General features: G+C 72.3%; 15 protein-coding genes. 11 read left to right on the top strand and 4 right to left on the bottom strand.

Translation table 11 applies throughout. The features are described from left to right. The first annotated feature begins 50 nt into the window (after positions 1-50). Positions 51-818, top strand: a complete 768-nt coding sequence (locus FR742_RS20665; RefSeq protein WP_148032459.1) for an SAM-dependent methyltransferase — start codon at positions 51-53, stop codon at positions 816-818. A 72-nt stretch (positions 819-890) separates the two neighbouring features. Here the strand turns inward: FR742_RS20665 and trxA are convergent, their stop codons facing one another. Together trxA and FR742_RS20675 are read right to left on the bottom strand one after the other, a co-directional pair. After that, positions 891-1,265 carry a thioredoxin gene (gene trxA, locus FR742_RS20670; protein WP_148032460.1) on the bottom strand — a complete coding sequence of 125 codons (375 nt, stop codon included), beginning with the start codon at positions 1,263-1,265 and terminating at the stop codon, positions 891-893. A gap of 138 nt (positions 1,266-1,403) precedes the next feature. Beyond that, a complete protein-coding gene (locus FR742_RS20675) occupies positions 1,404-3,095 on the bottom strand; it encodes an ExeM/NucH family extracellular endonuclease (RefSeq protein ID WP_148032461.1) in 1,692 nt (563 codons plus the stop codon). A 106-nt stretch (positions 3,096-3,201) separates the two neighbouring features. Between FR742_RS20675 and FR742_RS20680 the strand changes: the two genes are divergently transcribed. Continuing rightward, entirely contained in the window at positions 3,202-4,257 is a 1,056-nt protein-coding gene (locus FR742_RS20680; RefSeq protein WP_148032462.1) for a pentapeptide repeat-containing protein, read from the top strand. Between the two features lie 59 nt (positions 4,258-4,316). After that, the gene (locus FR742_RS20685; protein ID WP_148032463.1) at positions 4,317-4,976 is read left to right on the top strand and encodes a permease prefix domain 1-containing protein; all 660 of its coding nucleotides are present in this window, start codon (positions 4,317-4,319) and stop codon (positions 4,974-4,976) included. On the opposite strand, the gene FR742_RS20690 is transcribed toward FR742_RS20685, so the two are convergent. After that, positions 4,954-5,298 (bottom strand): PadR family transcriptional regulator, encoded by a 345-nt coding sequence (locus tag FR742_RS20690; protein WP_148032464.1) that lies wholly within the window; start codon positions 5,296-5,298, stop codon positions 4,954-4,956. The genes FR742_RS20685 and FR742_RS20690 overlap by 23 nt on opposite strands. Before the next feature lie 87 nt (positions 5,299-5,385). On the opposite strand from FR742_RS20690, the gene FR742_RS20695 reads away from it, so the two are divergent. The 8 genes from FR742_RS20695 (at position 5,386) to FR742_RS20730 (ending at position 13,403) form a co-directional block, all read left to right on the top strand. Continuing rightward, positions 5,386-6,552: a cytochrome ubiquinol oxidase subunit I gene (locus FR742_RS20695; RefSeq protein ID WP_148032465.1), complete on the top strand. Its 1,167-nt coding sequence runs from the start codon at positions 5,386-5,388 to the stop codon at positions 6,550-6,552. Positions 6,553-6,562: 10 nt separating this feature from the next. Beyond that, entirely contained in the window at positions 6,563-7,327 is a 765-nt protein-coding gene (locus FR742_RS20700) for a cytochrome d ubiquinol oxidase subunit II (RefSeq protein WP_148032466.1), read from the top strand. 7 nt (positions 7,328-7,334) lie between these two features. Further along, entirely contained in the window at positions 7,335-9,083 is a 1,749-nt protein-coding gene (gene cydD, locus FR742_RS20705) for a thiol reductant ABC exporter subunit CydD (protein ID WP_148032467.1), read from the top strand. Next, positions 9,080-10,759: a thiol reductant ABC exporter subunit CydC gene (gene cydC / locus FR742_RS20710; RefSeq protein WP_261808642.1), complete on the top strand. Its 1,680-nt coding sequence runs from the start codon at positions 9,080-9,082 to the stop codon at positions 10,757-10,759. The genes cydD and cydC overlap by 4 nt, the downstream gene beginning before the upstream one ends. Before the next feature lie 86 nt (positions 10,760-10,845). Next, on the top strand, positions 10,846-11,469 hold the full coding sequence (locus FR742_RS20715; protein WP_148032468.1) for a hypothetical protein: 624 nt from the start codon (positions 10,846-10,848) through the stop codon (positions 11,467-11,469). Then, positions 11,466-11,789 (top strand): transcriptional regulator, encoded by a 324-nt coding sequence (locus FR742_RS20720; RefSeq protein WP_148032469.1) that lies wholly within the window; start codon positions 11,466-11,468, stop codon positions 11,787-11,789. Before FR742_RS20715 ends, FR742_RS20720 begins: the two co-directional genes overlap by 4 nt. Continuing rightward, entirely contained in the window at positions 11,786-12,670 is an 885-nt protein-coding gene (locus FR742_RS20725) for an ABC transporter ATP-binding protein (protein WP_148032470.1), read from the top strand. Before FR742_RS20720 ends, FR742_RS20725 begins: the two co-directional genes overlap by 4 nt. Further along, complete coding sequence (locus tag FR742_RS20730) at positions 12,663-13,403, top strand: ABC transporter permease (RefSeq protein ID WP_148032471.1); 741 nt, start codon at positions 12,663-12,665, stop codon at positions 13,401-13,403. Before FR742_RS20725 ends, FR742_RS20730 begins: the two co-directional genes overlap by 8 nt. Before the next feature lie 88 nt (positions 13,404-13,491). Here FR742_RS20730 and FR742_RS20735 read toward each other — a convergent pair whose 3' ends face one another. Then, on the bottom strand, positions 13,492-14,730 hold the full coding sequence (locus FR742_RS20735) for a S1C family serine protease (RefSeq protein WP_148032472.1): 1,239 nt from the start codon (positions 14,728-14,730) through the stop codon (positions 13,492-13,494). Positions 14,731-14,776: the final 46 nt, after the last annotated feature.

Below are 14,776 nucleotides of genomic sequence, written 5' to 3' on the forward strand. Positions count from 1 at the left end.
GAACATCTTCTATGATCAGCGGCTAAAGGCCGGGAATATTGGGAGATGTGGTGGACAGAGCTCCAGATGGCGTCGATCCGAACGTGCCCAACGTCGCGAGGATGTACGACTACTACCTCGACGGCAAGGACAACTTCGCGGCGGATCGGGAGGCGGCCGAGCGCATCCTGAAGCTGTTCCCCAACACCAAGACCTCGGCCGCGGTCAACCGCGGTTTCCTGCGCAGGGCCGTACGCCTGGTGACCGAGAACGGTGTCGACCAGATCGTGGACCTGGGGGCGGGTTTGCCGACCCAGGGCAACACGCACGAGATCGCGGTGGGCTCGCGGGTGGTGTACGTCGACAACGACCCGGTGGTGTGCACGCACGGCCGGGCGCTGCTGGCGCGCGGCGACGACGTCGACTTCCTCCAGGGTGACGCGCGCAAGCCGGATGAGCTGCTGGAGCAGCTCAAGCCCTTGATCGATTTCGACCGGCCGGTCGCGTTCATGATGCTGACGATCCTCCACTTCCTGTCGGACGAGGAGGCGTTCGGGCTCATCGCCCGGCTGCGCGAGGTCAGCGTGCCCGGCAGCCACCTGGTGATCAGCCACGCGATCGACGACAACACCGATCTCACGCCGCAGGCGCTCGAGGTCTACAAGCAGTCCACGGCGGCGCTCAACCTGCGCACGCACGAGGAGATCCTGCGCTTCTTCGAGGGCTACGAGCTGCTGGAGCCCGGCCTGGTGGACCCGAAGGACTGGCGCCCGGACGACGAGCTGGCCGCCTCGGGACGGCGCAGCCCGGGATACGCGGGCGTCGGCCGCAAGGCCTAGAAAGCACGGAAAGCACGGAAAGCACGGAAAGCACGGCGGCCCCGCCCGAGGGCGGGGCCGTGCCGGAGTGGGTCAGTTCTTCTGGGCGTTCTTGAGCTCCTTGTCGAGCTCCGCCCTGATCTCGTCCATGTCGAGCGCGCGCACCTGACGGATCAGGTCGTCGAGGGCCGGCGCGGGAATGGCGCCGGGCTGCGCGAAGACCACGATGCCGTCGCGGATGGCCATCAGGGTCGGGATCGACCTGATCTCGAAGCCCTGCGCGAGCGCCTGCTCCTGGTCGGTGTCGATCTTGCCGAACGTGATGTCCTCGTGCTTCTCGGAGGCCTTCTCAAAGATCGGCCCGAACATCTTGCAAGGACCGCACCACTCCGCCCAGAAGTCGAGCAGGACGATCCCCTTGTCGGCGATGTCGTTGAAGTTGGTCTCGGTTACTTCGATGGTCGCCACAAGTGGCTCCTCTGACGTCGGTCCGCTTCCGGTGATTGTCTCCGTGACAACCACGTACCCCTCACCAGCATTCCATGCTCCGGGCCGGGCCGCGCGCACGCGGCCCGGCCCGGGGACGGGCACGGGGACGGGCGCGGGTCAGCGGCCGGGCAGGGTGAGGCCGACGACCAGGGGGTCGTGGTCGGAGGACCGGTAGGCGTCCGGCCGGTAGAGGTGCGGCGGGTTGAACTCGGTGTTGTAGTCGCGGATGCGCGGCTCGTCCGCGTTGACGTGCCAGATGGCCGCGCTGGTGACGCGCCTGAGCAGCTGCTTGCTCGCCATCATGTGGTCGAGCTCGCCGGCCAGCCCGTCGAAGAGGTAGCTGTAGCGCAGCGGGGCGGGCACGTACCGCTTGGTGAGGCTGGTGAGGCCGCCCGCTTCGAGGGTCTCGATCGGGTCCTCCTCGCCGTAGGCGTTGAGGTCGCCGAGCACCAGCGGGGCCGGCAGGTCCTCGATGAGGCCGAGCAGCGCCTGTGCCTGCGCCACCCGGGTGGGGTTCCAGCAGCCCTGGCCGTCGCCCTGGTCGGCGTCGGGCCCGCTGTCAGGGCAGGAGCCCTTGGACTTGAGGTGGTTGACCACCATCGTGAACGGCTGGCCGCCGTGCTTGCGGCGGAAGCTCTGGACGAGCGGCGGGCGGCTGAACACCGGGTCCTCCGAGGATCGGGCCTGACCCACCGGGGTCAGCTTGCCCGGCTTGTAGATGAGCCCGACCTGGATCGCGTCGGTGCCCGGGTAGGGGTGGGTGAGCGCCGCGTACGTGCCCGCGCCCATCTCGGCGTTGACCGCGTCGACCAGGGCCTGCAGGGCGGTCTGGCCGTTGTTCTCGACCTCCATGAGGCCGACGGCGTCGGCGTTGAGTCCCTTGAGCGCGGAGACGAGCTTGGCGAGCTGGCGCTGCTGCTCCTCGGCGGTGCTCGCGCCGCGCGAGCCGATCGTGGTGAACCAGTTGAGCGTGTTGAAGGAGGCCACCGTGACGTTGCCGATCACCGGGAACGGCCGGGGCAGGCGCGGGTTGGTGCTCTGGTAGCGGATCGGCTCGGTGGGCTGCAGCCGGTAGCGGTCGAAGCCGTAGCCGAGCACGCCGGTGATGCCGGTGGCGCTGTCCCCGGCGCGCACGACGGGCGGCAGCGTGGCCGGGTTCTGCTGGTTGGAGCCGTCGTCGACGAGCAGGGAGCGGCGGGCGTTGGCGTCGGCGGTCACGCCCGGCCGGTCGGTCGGCTGGAAGAGCCTGCCGCCGGAGGACAGCGTGACCTCACCGAAGCGGCCCAGGTTGTAGTTGTCGTTGACGGTCAGCCGCTGGGGGAAGGTGAGCAGCATGTTCTCCACCGGCTCCAGGTCGGCGCTGGGCAGCCGGTGGCGCTGTGGCGCGATGGAGCCGGTGCCGCACACGTCGACGGCGGTGACGGGCGACAGCTCGGTCCAGCCGTTGAACTCGATCGCCCGGCCGGTGACGAGCACGCGGTCGCCGACCTTGACGTCCTTGAAGGACTCGCGGGCGAAGGCGAACAGCGCGTCGGAGGTGGCCGGATCGGCGTCCGGCGTCGGGTCCTGCAGGAAGAAGCCGCTGAGCTGGTCGGTGCGCTGGAAGTCGGCGGTGACCACGCCCTCGACGCGGACGGTCTGCCCGGCGAGCGGGGTGGCGGCGCCGCTGCCCTGGACCTCGGCGATCTCCCGGTCGGGCGGGGTGTCGCAGGGGCCGGCGGGCGTCGCGGCGGCGGGGGCCGACAGGAGGCCGGCGGTGAGTGCGGCCGCGGTGATCGCGGCCCAGGAAGCCCGGGGTAAAGCATGCATAAGCCGCACTCTAGAGCCAGGGTCCGTGACAGGTGTCTACAGAGATGTGACCTCAAGCTTCCATCGCCGAACCTTGACAGTGCGGCCCACCGGGTATGAGCAGGGCATGGACTGGGTCACCTGCGCGCAATCGGCGGCCTGCACAGGGATCGCCCGCCGGCCGTACGGCCTCTGCCTCGCCCACCTCTCCCCCGACCAGGTCTCCGCCGTGCTGGCGGGCATGGCTCCGGGCCGGCTGCTCGACCTGCGCGGCACGACGCTCAGCGGCGACCTGCTGGGCAGGGTCGTGGAGGCCACCCTCGGCCGGCCCGGTCGCGCCCGGCTCGACCGCGCCCGCTTCACCGGCGACGTGCGGCTGGCGGGAGTGACGTTCACGGGCGACGTGTCGCTCGACGGCGCCCGGTTCGAGCGGCTCGCGTCGTTCTTCGGCGCCCGCTTCGAGGGCAACGTGTCGCTGGCGAGCGCCAGGTTCGCCAGGGAGCTGTCGTTCCACGGGGTGACGGTGCGCGGGCACGCCTCGCTCGACGGGGCGGTGATGACCAGGGACGCGCTGTTCAGCCAGGCGGTGTTCGAGCACGGGCTGTCCTGCGAGGCCGCCAGGTTCGAGGGGTACGCGACGTTCGACGGCGCCCGGATGGGCGAGGCGGCGCACTTCCGCGGCGCCCGGTTCGGCCGCACGCTCTCGTTCCGCAAGGTGAGCGGCAGCGCCGGGTTCGACTCGGTGCGCTTCGCCGCCGACGCCTACCTGTCGGCCACCGGCAGGTTCTCGGCCACGCGGGCGCAGGCGGGCGGCACCCTGGACCTGGCCGTCCGCGGGTGCGGGGTCGACCTGCGGCGGCTGGTGGTGGCGGGGGCCACGACGGTGCGGCTGACCGACTCGCAGGCCGACCTGGAGGGCGCGGTGCTGCGCGGCCCCGCGACCGTTACCGGGGGCGGCACGTCCACGCTGACGTCGCTGCGCGAGGTGGACGCGGCCAGCCTGGCCCTGACGGGACTCGACCTGTCGGCCTGCCTCTTCACCGGGCTGGCGCACCCGGCGGGGGTGCGGCTGAAGGAGTGCACGTTCGCGCTCACCCCGCGCGGCATGCGGGTGAGCATGCGCCTGCCCATGCTGCGCTGGTTCTCCCGCCGCCGCGCGCCGGCGCAGCACTGGCTAGCGTGACCGCATATCAGGGAGATCCCCGATGGGGGCCCGGGGTGCCGCTTCGTAGACTTGAGTCCATGCTCATCGACGACTACGTGACCGAGCTGCGCCGGTCCCTGTCGGGGCCGTACGGGCCGAAACATGACATGGTCGTCGAGGCGCGCGACAGTCTGGTCGACTGCGCCGAGGCCTACGAGGCCGAAGGGCTGCGCCGGGCCGACGCGGAGCGGCGGGCGGTCGAGGAGTTCGGGCCGGTCCAGGAGGTGGCGCCGGGCTACCAGGAGGAGCTGACCGCTTCGGCGGGGCGCAGGCTGGGGCTGCTGCTGTTCGTCAGCGTGCCGGCGACCGTGCTGGCGTGGGGCCTGGTCTGGAACTTCGCGCCCGCCGATCCGGTCGTGTGGGAGAGCCGGCCGAGCTGGTTCATGCCCGCTTCCCGGCTGCTCGACGTCATCCAGCTCGCCACCGGCCTGTACGGCGGGCTCGCGCTGCTGGCGCTGGGCCGGGGCGCCCGCTGGATCCCGAAGGCGCGGCTGGTGACGCGCTCGCTCGGCCTGGCGGTCTGGCTGATGCTGCCGCTGACCTCGCTGCTCGGCCTGGTGCTCTCGCAGGGCTCGTACGTGTCGGCGAGCATGGGGCTCTCCCTTCCCGTCGTCCTCGCCAACCTGATGACCTACGCCTGCGCCGGGCTGCAGCTCTACTGCGCGACCCGGTGCGTCAGGCTGACCCGGAGGGCCTGACCTCCCCGGGCCCCAGCACGCTCCCGATGGCGCTGGTGAACGCCTGCCAGGCCGACCGCTCCCCCTCCAGTTGCTTCCTGCCGGAGTCGGTGAGCCGGTAGGTGCGCCGCCTGCGCCCGCCCACCGTCGCCCACTCGCTCACCAGGTGGCCGGTGCGCTCCAGCCTGCGCAGCGCCGGGTAGACGGTGCCGGTCGGCACGTTGAGCGCTCCCCCGCTCCGCTCCTGCAGGGCCTCGATGATGGCGTAGCCGTGCAGCGGCTCCCGCTCCAGCACGGAGAGCAGCAGAGCGTCCATGTGGCCGCGCAGCGCGTCGGGGTTCATGGCAACGATCCTAAGCACCGTCTCGCATGTAGGCAGTCTACATGTAGGCTGTCTATATGTAGACAGGCACAACGACGGAGTGGAGAGATGGACGCACTCGATCTGGCCCGCTTACAGTTCGCCCTGACGGGGAGCCTGCACTTCCTGTTCGTCGTGCTCACGCTCGGGCTGGCGCCGCTGGTGGCGATCATGAACACCCGGTGGGCGCGCACCGGCAGGCCGCTGTTCGAGCGGATGACCCGCTTCTGGGGGCAGATCTACGTCATCAACTACGCCCTGGGCATCGTCACCGGCCTGGTGATGGAGTTCCAGTTCGGCCTGTCGTGGAGCGGTCTGTCCCACTACGCGGGCGACGTGTTCGGGGCGCCGCTGGCCATGGAGACGCTGGTGGCGTTCTTCCTGGAGTCGACGTTCCTGGGGTTGTGGATCTTCGGCTGGGGGCGGCTGCCGAAGTGGGCGCACGTGGCCTGCATCTGGGCGGTCACCGCGACCGCGTACGCCAGCGCGTTCTTCATCATGGTGGCCAACTCGTTCCTGCAGAACCCGGCCGGCGCGGTGGACGCGGGCGACCGGCTGGCCCTGGTGGACGCCGGCGCGCTGTTCACCAACAAGACGCTGGTGTTCGCGCTGCCGCACGTGCTGGGCGCCGGGCTGTTCACCGGGGCGATGGTGCTCGTCGGGGCCAGCGCCTACCAGTTGCGGCGGCGTACTCACGAGCAGGAGTTCTTCACCAGGTCGATGAAGACGGGGATCGTGGCCGCGGCCGTCGGCATCACGCTGACCGTGGCGTACGGCTACGCCCAGTTCGGCGGGATCCAGGACGGCAAGTTCGACGACAACCCGGCCGCCGCGGTGCCGCTGGGGCTGATGATGGAGGGCGGCAACCTGCTGTCCATGGTGGTGCTGCTCTTCATGCTGCCGCTGATCAGGAAGCTGCCGCGCTGGCGGTGGGCGCATCCCCTGCTGATGGCGCTGACGCCGGTGCCGTTCGTGCTGGCCATCCTCGGCTGGCTGGCCAGGGAGCTGGGGCGGCAGCCGTGGATGATCTGGGAGAAGCTGACCGTGGCCGACGCCATGACGCCGGGGCTCACGACCGGCATGGTCACCGCCTCGCTCACCGGGTTCGTGGCCGTGCTGGGGCTGCTGGCCGTCGTCGACTACGTGCTCATCGCCCGGGTGGTCAGGCGCGGACCGCGCGACCTCGCCCTCGGCGCCACCGCCACCGAACAGCGCTCGCCCGCGCTGAGCCACTAGGAGTGCCCCGATGGAGCTGATCTGGTTCGCCGTCTTCGCCCTGCTGCTGGCCGGCTACTTCGCGCTGGAAGGCTTCGACCTCGGGGTCGGGCTGCTGCTGCCGGTCCTCGGCAGGAACCGCGACGACCGGGACCGCATGGTCGCCGCGATCGGGCCGTACGTGCTCGCGAACGAGGTGTGGCTGGTCGCCGTCGCCGGGACGCTGTTCGGCGTCTACCCGCTGCTGGAGGGCGAGTTGCTGCCCGCGATCTACCCGCTGGTGGTGGCCATGCTGCTGGCGTGGATCGTGCGGGACGCCGGGCTGTGGTTCCGGCGCAGGATCGGCGGTGCCCGGTGGCGGGCGTTCTGGGACCTGATGATCGTGCTGGGCTCGCTCTGGCTGTCGTTCGGCTGGGGGCTGGTGATCTACGCGGCGGCCACCGGGTTCGACGGGCCGCTCATGCACCCGCTGGGGCTGCTGCTCGGCGCGGCGGTGACCCTGCTGTTCGCCTGGCACGGCCGCGTGTTCCTGGGCTGGCGGCTGCCCGGGTTCGCCGGACCGGCGCGTACCGGCCGGGCCCTGCTGGCGTCGGGGGCGCTGGCCGCGACGCCGGCGCTCGCCCTGCTCGGCGGGGGGATGTCCTACATGCTGGAGCACAGCGCGCCGGCGGCCACGCTGAATGTGCTCAGTCTCATGGTCCTGCCGTTCGCACCCATCATGGTGGGCGCGCAAGTATGGATATGGCGCACTTTCCGTCCCGGCAAGGGCGCCGACCTGAACCCATCCTTCTTCTGAGGCGCCCGTGCACAAGGATCTACTCCGCCTGATCCGGGGAGAGCAGCCGGTCCTGCGTCATCTGGCCGTCACGTTCGCGGCCGCGATGGCGGCCGGGCTGCTCGTCCTCGTGCAGGCGGAGCTGCTGGCCGGGGTGCTGTCCGGCAGGTTCACCGCGGTCGCGCTGGCGGCCGTGGCCGGCGTGGTGGCGCTGCGGGCGCTGCTGGCCTGGACGCAGGGCGTCTTCGCCGGGCGCACCGCCACCGGCGTCAAGTCGGCGCTGCGGCACCGCCTGCTGGCCAGGTTCCGCGAGCTCGGCCCCGTCCGGCTGGCCGGTCACCGCTCCGGGGAGCTGGTCACGCTCACCGGGCGCGGCCTGGACGGGCTGGACGACTACCTGACCGGCTACCTGCCGTCGATCGCGGTGGCCGCGGTGGTGCCGCTGGCGGTGCTGGTCCGGTTGTTCGCCGCCGACCTGGCCAGCGCCGTCATCGTGCTGGTCACGCTGCCGCTGATCCCGATCTTCGGGGCGCTGGTGGGCATGACCACCAAAGCCGTCACCGAGCGGCAGTACCGGGCGCTGACCCGGCTCGGCGGCCACTTCCTGGACGTGGTGCGCGGCCTGCCCACGCTGCGCGCCTTCGGCCGGGCCCGCTACCAGGCGACGGTGATCCGGGAGGTGGCCGGCGCGCACCGCTCGGCCACCATGCGCACGCTCCGGGTCGCCTTCCTGTCGTCGCTGGTGCTGGAGCTGTGCGCGTCGCTGTCGCTGGCGCTGGTGGCGGTGCCGATCGGGCTGCGGCTGCTCGGCGGCACGCTGGACCTGTCCACGGCGCTGCTGGTGCTGCTGCTGGCACCGGAGGCCTATCTGCCGCTGCGCGCGATGGGCACGCGCTTCCACGCCTCGATGGAGGGGGTGGCCGCCGCCGACGCCGCCTTCTCCGTCCTGGACCGCTCGGACGACCCCGCCGCGCCGGCCCCGGGACGCACCGCGGCCGTGTCCGGGCGGCCGCGGATCGAGCTGGAGAACGTCACCGTGCGCTATCCCGGCCGTGCCGACCCGGCGCTGGACGGTGTCACGCTCACCATCGAGCCCGGCGAGCGGGTGGCGCTGGTGGGTGAGAGCGGCAGCGGCAAGAGCACGCTGCTCAACCTGCTGCTCGGCTTCGTGCCGCCGTCGGAGGGCCGGGTGCTGGTCGACGGGGCCGACCTGCGGACGCTGGACCTGGAGACGTGGCGGGCCCGGCTGGCGTTCGTGCCGCAGCGCGCGCACCTGTTCACCACCTCGGTGGCGGACAACATCCGGCTCGGCGCGCCCGCCGCCTCCATGGACGAGGTGCGGCGGGCCGCCCGCGCCGCCTACGCCGACGAGTTCGTCGGGGAGCTGCCCGACGGCTACGAGACCCGGGTCGGCGAGCGGGGCGCCAACCTCTCGGCCGGCCAGCGCCAGCGCATCGCCCTGGCCCGCGCCTTCTGCCGCCCGTCGACCTCGGTTCTGCTGCTGGACGAGCCGACGGCCCGGCTGGACGGCCGCAGCGAGGCCGCCGTGGTGGCGGCGACCGCGGAGCTGAGCAAGGACCGCACCGCCGTCATCGTGGCCCACCGCCCGGCCATGATCGAGCTGGCCGACCGGGTCATCCGCGTCCACGAGGGCCGCGTCGTCGCGGACACCACCCGCACGGAACCCGCCCTCGCTCCCCCGGGTCCCGGCGCGGCCTCGCCTCAGCAGGAGAAGACCGGCGACGAGATTCCGACGAGCGGGCGGGTGGAGCGATGAAGGGGCAGATGCGGGCCCGGCTGGTGTACGCGGTGCTGGCCGGGGCCGCGGCCGATCTCGCGGGCCTCGGGCTGATCGCCGCGTCCGCCTGGCTGATCACGCGGGCGGCGGAGCAGCCGCCGCTGGCCGCGCTCAGCGTGGCGATCGTGGCCACCCGGGCGTTCGCCACCGGGCGCGGCGTGTTCCGCTACGCCGAGCGGCTGACCGGCCACGACGTGGCCCTGCGGGCGCAGGCCGGCACGCGGGAGCGGCTGTACGAGTCGCTGATCCCGCCGCAGCGGCCCAGGGTGGGCGGCGCCGACCTGCTCAGCCGCATGGTCGACGACACCGACGCGGTGCAGGACCTGCTCGTGCGCTGCCTGCTGCCCGCCGCGGCGGCCGCCATCGCGGGCCTCACCGCGGTGGTGATCGGCCTGACGATCCTGCCCGTCACGGCGCTCGTCCTGCTGGCCGGGCTGCTGCTGGCCGGGGCGCTGCTGCCGGCGGCCACCGCCGCCGCGGCGCGCCGCTGGTCGGCGCGGATGGCGCCGGCGCGGGCCGAGCTGGCCGGCCGGGTCGCCGACCTGGTGCACGGCGCGGCCGACCTGTCCGCGTACGGGGCCGGGGACCGGGCGTTGCGGGACGCCGGGGAGGCGGGCGACGCGCTGGGCCGGCTGGAGCGCCGCCAGGCCCGGGTGCACGCCACCGCCCTGGCCGGCGGCACGCTGGTGCAGGTGCTGACCGTGGTCGCGATCGTGCTGGTCGCGCAGGCGGGCGGCGTGGGGACGGTCGGCACGGCCGTGCTCGCGCTGACGGCGCTGGTGGCGTTCGAGCCGGTGCTGCCGCTGGCCGCCGCCGGCGAGCGGTACGCGGGCATCGCGGCGGCGCTGCGCCGCCTGCGCGAGGTCCGCTCCGCCTCCCCGGCCGTCACGGAGCCGGCCACGCCCGCCGCTCCCCCGTCGCCGCCGCTGACGGTCGAGGTCGAGGATCTCGTGGTACGGCACGCGCCCGGCGGCAGGCCGGCCGTGGACGGGGTGTCGCTCACGCTGGCCCCGGGCAGGCGGGTGGCGCTGGTGGGGCCGAGCGGCGCGGGGAAGAGCACGATCCTGGCGGCGCTCATGCGGCTCGTCGAGCCCGAGTCCGGAAATATCAGGATCAACGGTGTGGACATCGCCGACCTGGACTCCGACGACGTGCGGGCCATGATGACCGGCCTCACGCAGGACCCGTACCTCTTCCGTACCTCGCTCCGCGACAACCTGCGCCTGGCGGGCCCGGAGGCCGACGACGAGCGGCTCGCGCGGGCCGTGCGGGACGCGCGGCTGGAGCACTGGGTGGAGCGCACCGGCTGGGACGCCGAGCTGGGCGAGGACGGCAGCACCGTGTCCGGCGGCCAGCTCCAGCGGCTGGCGCTGGCCAGGGCGCTGCTGTTCGACCCGCCCGTGCTGCTGCTGGACGAGCCGGCCGAGGCGCTGGACGAGGAGACGGCCGACGAGCTGATGGCCGACCTGCTCGACGTCACGCACGACCGGACCACGCTGCTCGTCACCCACCGCCTCAAGGGGCTGGAGCAGGTGGACGAGATCGTGGTGCTGGAGGACGGCCGCGTGATCCAGCGCGGCGCCCACGACGACCTGGTCTCCCGGCCCGGCTACTACCGGGATCTGTGGGAGTCGGAGGTGCTCACCCGGCGTTAGGGAACTCCGCGGGCCCGCCGCCCGTTGTACGGGCATGGCAAACTGGTTTACAGTACAAACCAGTTTGGTGTTCCGAGGAGTTTGCGATGACAGACGACGGCGAGCGGGCCTCCTCCCCCGAGGAGACGCTCCGGCTGATCGAGCGGCAGCGCGCCGCCGCGGTGAAGGCGCTGAACGGCGACCCGCTGCTGCTCTACACGCCGTGGGGCGTCGCCTGGCTGCTCGGTTTCGGGGCGTTCTTCCTGCACTACGGGCTGCACGGCGTGCCCTACGCGCCCATCACCTGGCAGCTCGCGCTGGGCATCCTCCTCGCCGCGCAGCTGGTGGCGGGCGCGTTCATGGCGACCGGGCTCGTCAGGTTGAGCTCCGCCATCCGCGGTGAGAGCTCGGCCAAGGGCATGATGTATGGCTACGCCTGGTTCGTCGGCATGGTGCTGATGACCGTGATCAACATCCGGTTCAGCTCCATGCTGCCCCCTGAGGAGAGGGGCCTGATGTGGTCGGGCGTGTCGCTGCTCGTGGTGGCCGTGCTCTACATGGCCTGCGGCGCCCTCTACACGCAGTGGCCGATGTTCTTCATGGGGGTGTGGGTCGCCGCCGTCAACGGCCTGGGCGTCATCCTGGGGCCGGGCTGGCACGCGCTGCTCACCGCGGTCCTCCTCGGCGGCGGCCAGATCGTCACCGGGATCCTGCTGCGGCGGCGCGCATGACCTCCGGCGACGCCGCGCCCGAGCTCGACCCGGTCATCCACGCCCAGGCCAGGCTGCGCGTGATGGTCACGCTCAGTGCCCTCGGCGAGGGCGACGAGATCGCCTTCCCCTCACTCAAGGACCTGCTCGGCATGACCGCGGGCAACCTTTCCGTCCATCTGACCAAGCTCGAAGAAGCGGGCTACGTGCGCATCACCAAGACCCACAGGGGCCGCACCCCCGTCACCTACGTCTCGATGACCACGCGGGGGCGGCTCGCGCTCGAGGACTACACCAAGGCCATCCGTTCCCTACTGGACTCCGCAGGAGGAAATCCATGACAGTCCTCGCCAGAACGGTCGAGGCCACCCGGCGCTACGGCGACGTGGTCGCGCTCGACCGGGTCTCCGTCGAGATCCGGGCCGGCGAGCTGGTGGGCCTGCTGGGCCCCAACGGCGCGGGCAAGTCCACGCTGATGAACCTGTTCGTGGGGCTGCGCCGGCCCAGTTCCGGCACGGTCGAGCTGCTCGGCGGCTCGCCGTCCGACCCGGCTGTGCGGCGCGGCATCGGCGTCACCCCGCAGGAGACCGGGCTGCCCGAGGTGCTGCGGGTGGGCGAGGTCGTGGACTTCGTCTCCTCCCACTTCCCGAAGCCGGTGGCCAAGGCCGAGCTGCTGGACCGGTTCGGCCTGGGCGACCTGGTCAAGCGGCAGATCGGCGGCCTGTCCGGCGGCCAGAAGCGGCGGCTGGCGGTGGCGCTGGCGTTCGCCGGCGACCCGAAGCTGGTGTTCCTGGACGAGCCGACCACCGGGCTGGACGTCGAGGCCAGGCGCGCGCTGTGGGACGGCATCAGGGCCTTCCACGAGGGCGGCGGCACCATCCTGCTGACCAGCCACTACCTGGAGGAGATCGAGGCGCTGGCGGAGCGGGTGGTGGTCGTCGGCCACGGCCGCGTGCTCGCCGACGACACCGTGGCGGCCGTGCGTGACGTGGTCGGCGCGCGGCGGGTCTCGTTCGACGCGGGCGAGCTGCCGGAGCTGCCCGGCGTGGCCGGCGTCCAGCGCGAGGGCGGCCGGGTCCACCTGGTGACCCCCGACCCCGACCGGCTCGTGGTCGAGCTGGTGCGCAGCGGCACGCCGTTCTCGGGCCTGGAGATCAGGCCCACCTCCCTGGAGGAGGCCTTCCTGACCATCACCGCCGCGAAGGAGCACGCCCATGCCTAGCCTCGTCCTGGCCCACACCCGCTATCAGGTCATCGAGCAGATCCGGGTGCCGATCGGCCTGCTGGCCAGCGGGCTGTTCCCGGCCATCGCGATGCTGGCGTTCGCGGTGCCGTTCGTCGGCGACGACCCGGTGGCCTCGACCCTGTCGATGGGCTCGATGATGCTGGTGGGCGCCATGTCGGCGGCGCTGATGGGGCTGTCGATCTCGGTGGCGATGGACCGCGAGCAGCCGTTCAATCCCTACCTGCGCACGCTCCCCGCGGGGCCGTTCCCGCACTTCGCCGGGCGGATCCTCACCACGACGGCGCTCATGGTGGTCTCGACGCTCCCCGTCATCCTGGTGGCGGGGCTGTTCACCGAGGCCGACCTCGCCCCGGCGCGGCTGGCCGCGATCGTGGGCGCGGCGCTGGCCGGGTCGCTGCCGTTCATGCTCATCGGGCTGTTCCTCGGGCTGGTGCTGCCGTCGAAGGCGGCGATCGCGGTGTCGCAGATCCTGTTCTTCCCGTTCGCGATCGTGGGCGGGCTGATGCTGCCGCCGCAGGTCATGCCCGAGTTCCTGACCGCGATCTCCCCGTACGTGCCGAGCCGGGGCGGCGGCGAGCTGGTCTGGTGGGCCGGCACCGGAGCCGCCCCGGACACTCTCGCGCTGGTGGTGCTGGCCGGGTGGACCGTGGTGGCCGGGGCCGCCGCCGCGTGGGCCTACCGGCGTGACGAGGGCCGCCGGTTCACCTGATCGGCCGGGATTTCCCGGTGAACGGAAGGGGGTGTGCCGCCGAGTCCGCAGCGATCTCGACGGCACACCCGTCCGTGTGGGGGTCCTGTTATTGCATTTCAGCGAGGGTGGCGGTGACGGTCTTCTCCGCGCCGTCCCTCATATATGTGATCTGAACCTGTTGGCCCGGTTTGAAACCTCTGATCTGCCCGACGACGTCATCTCCGCCGTCGACGGCCTTGCCGTCGATCTTGGTGATGAGGTCGGCCGACTGCAGTCCGGCCTTCTCCGCGGGGCTTCCCGCGGTGATCTGCCGGACCAGCGCGCCGGGCACGTCGCCGGTGGCGTCGGTGACGCTCACGCCCAGGAACGCGTGGGTCACCTTGCCGGTGCTGATCAGCTGGTCGGACACGTGCTTGGCGGTGTTGATCGGGATCGCGAAGCCGAGGCCGATGCTGCCGTTGCTGCCCGCGGTGGCGATCGCCGTGTTGATGCCCACGACCTCCCCCGCGGCGTTGACCAGCGCGCCGCCCGAGTTGCCCGGGTTGATCGCGGCGTCGGTCTGGATGGCGCCGCCGATCGTGGAGACCGCGCCGCCGCCTCCGCGCTGCTGTTGCGGCCAGCCGGGCGGGGCCTGCTCCTGCTCGCCGCCGACGGTGAGCGTGCGGTCGAGCGCGCTGACGATGCCGAGGGTGACCGACCCGTCGAGGCCGAGCGGGCTGCCGAGGGCGAGCACGGAGTCGCCCACCTTGAGCTTGCCGCTGTCGCCGAGGGTGGCCGGGGACAGCCCCGACACGTCCTCGGCCCTGATCACGGCCAGGTCGGTGGCCGGGTCGGTGCCGACGACGGTGGCGGCGGCGGTCCTGCCGTCGCTGAACTTCACGCTCATCCGGCCGCCGCCCTGGCCGGCGCCCTCCACCACGTGGTTGTTGGTGAGGATCAGCCCGTCGGCGGTGAGGACCACTCCGGAGCCCTCGCCCGTCGAGCCCTGGATCATCACGACCGAGGGCTGCACCTTCTCCGCGACCTGCGCCACGCTGAGCGAGTTGGACGCCTGGCTGAACGTGGGGCTCGGGGCGCTGACGGTCGTCACGACGGGATCCTGGAACGCGGTGGCGACGGTGGCGCCCACTACGCCGCCGCCGACGGCCACGGCCGCCAGGGCCAGCCCGGCGATCGCCTTCCGCCCGGCCGTGAAGCCGGGCTTCTTCGGCGGAGGCGGAGGCGGTGGCACCGGATGACCCATGATCATGGTGTCCCGCCGGGGGAAGCCCCCGGCGGAGGGCGGCGTGTCGCCGAACTGGCTCCAGCCGCCGGCGCCCTGCTCGCGAGGCTCGTTCGCGTTCATCGTCATCTCCCTCGAGTTCCTCTTACCCAAGGGTGCCGCAGCAGGC

Origin of the sequence: Nonomuraea sp. C10, assembly GCF_008017515.1 — a bacterium.
Taxonomy (GTDB): domain Bacteria; phylum Actinomycetota; class Actinomycetes; order Streptosporangiales; family Streptosporangiaceae; genus Nonomuraea; species Nonomuraea ferruginea.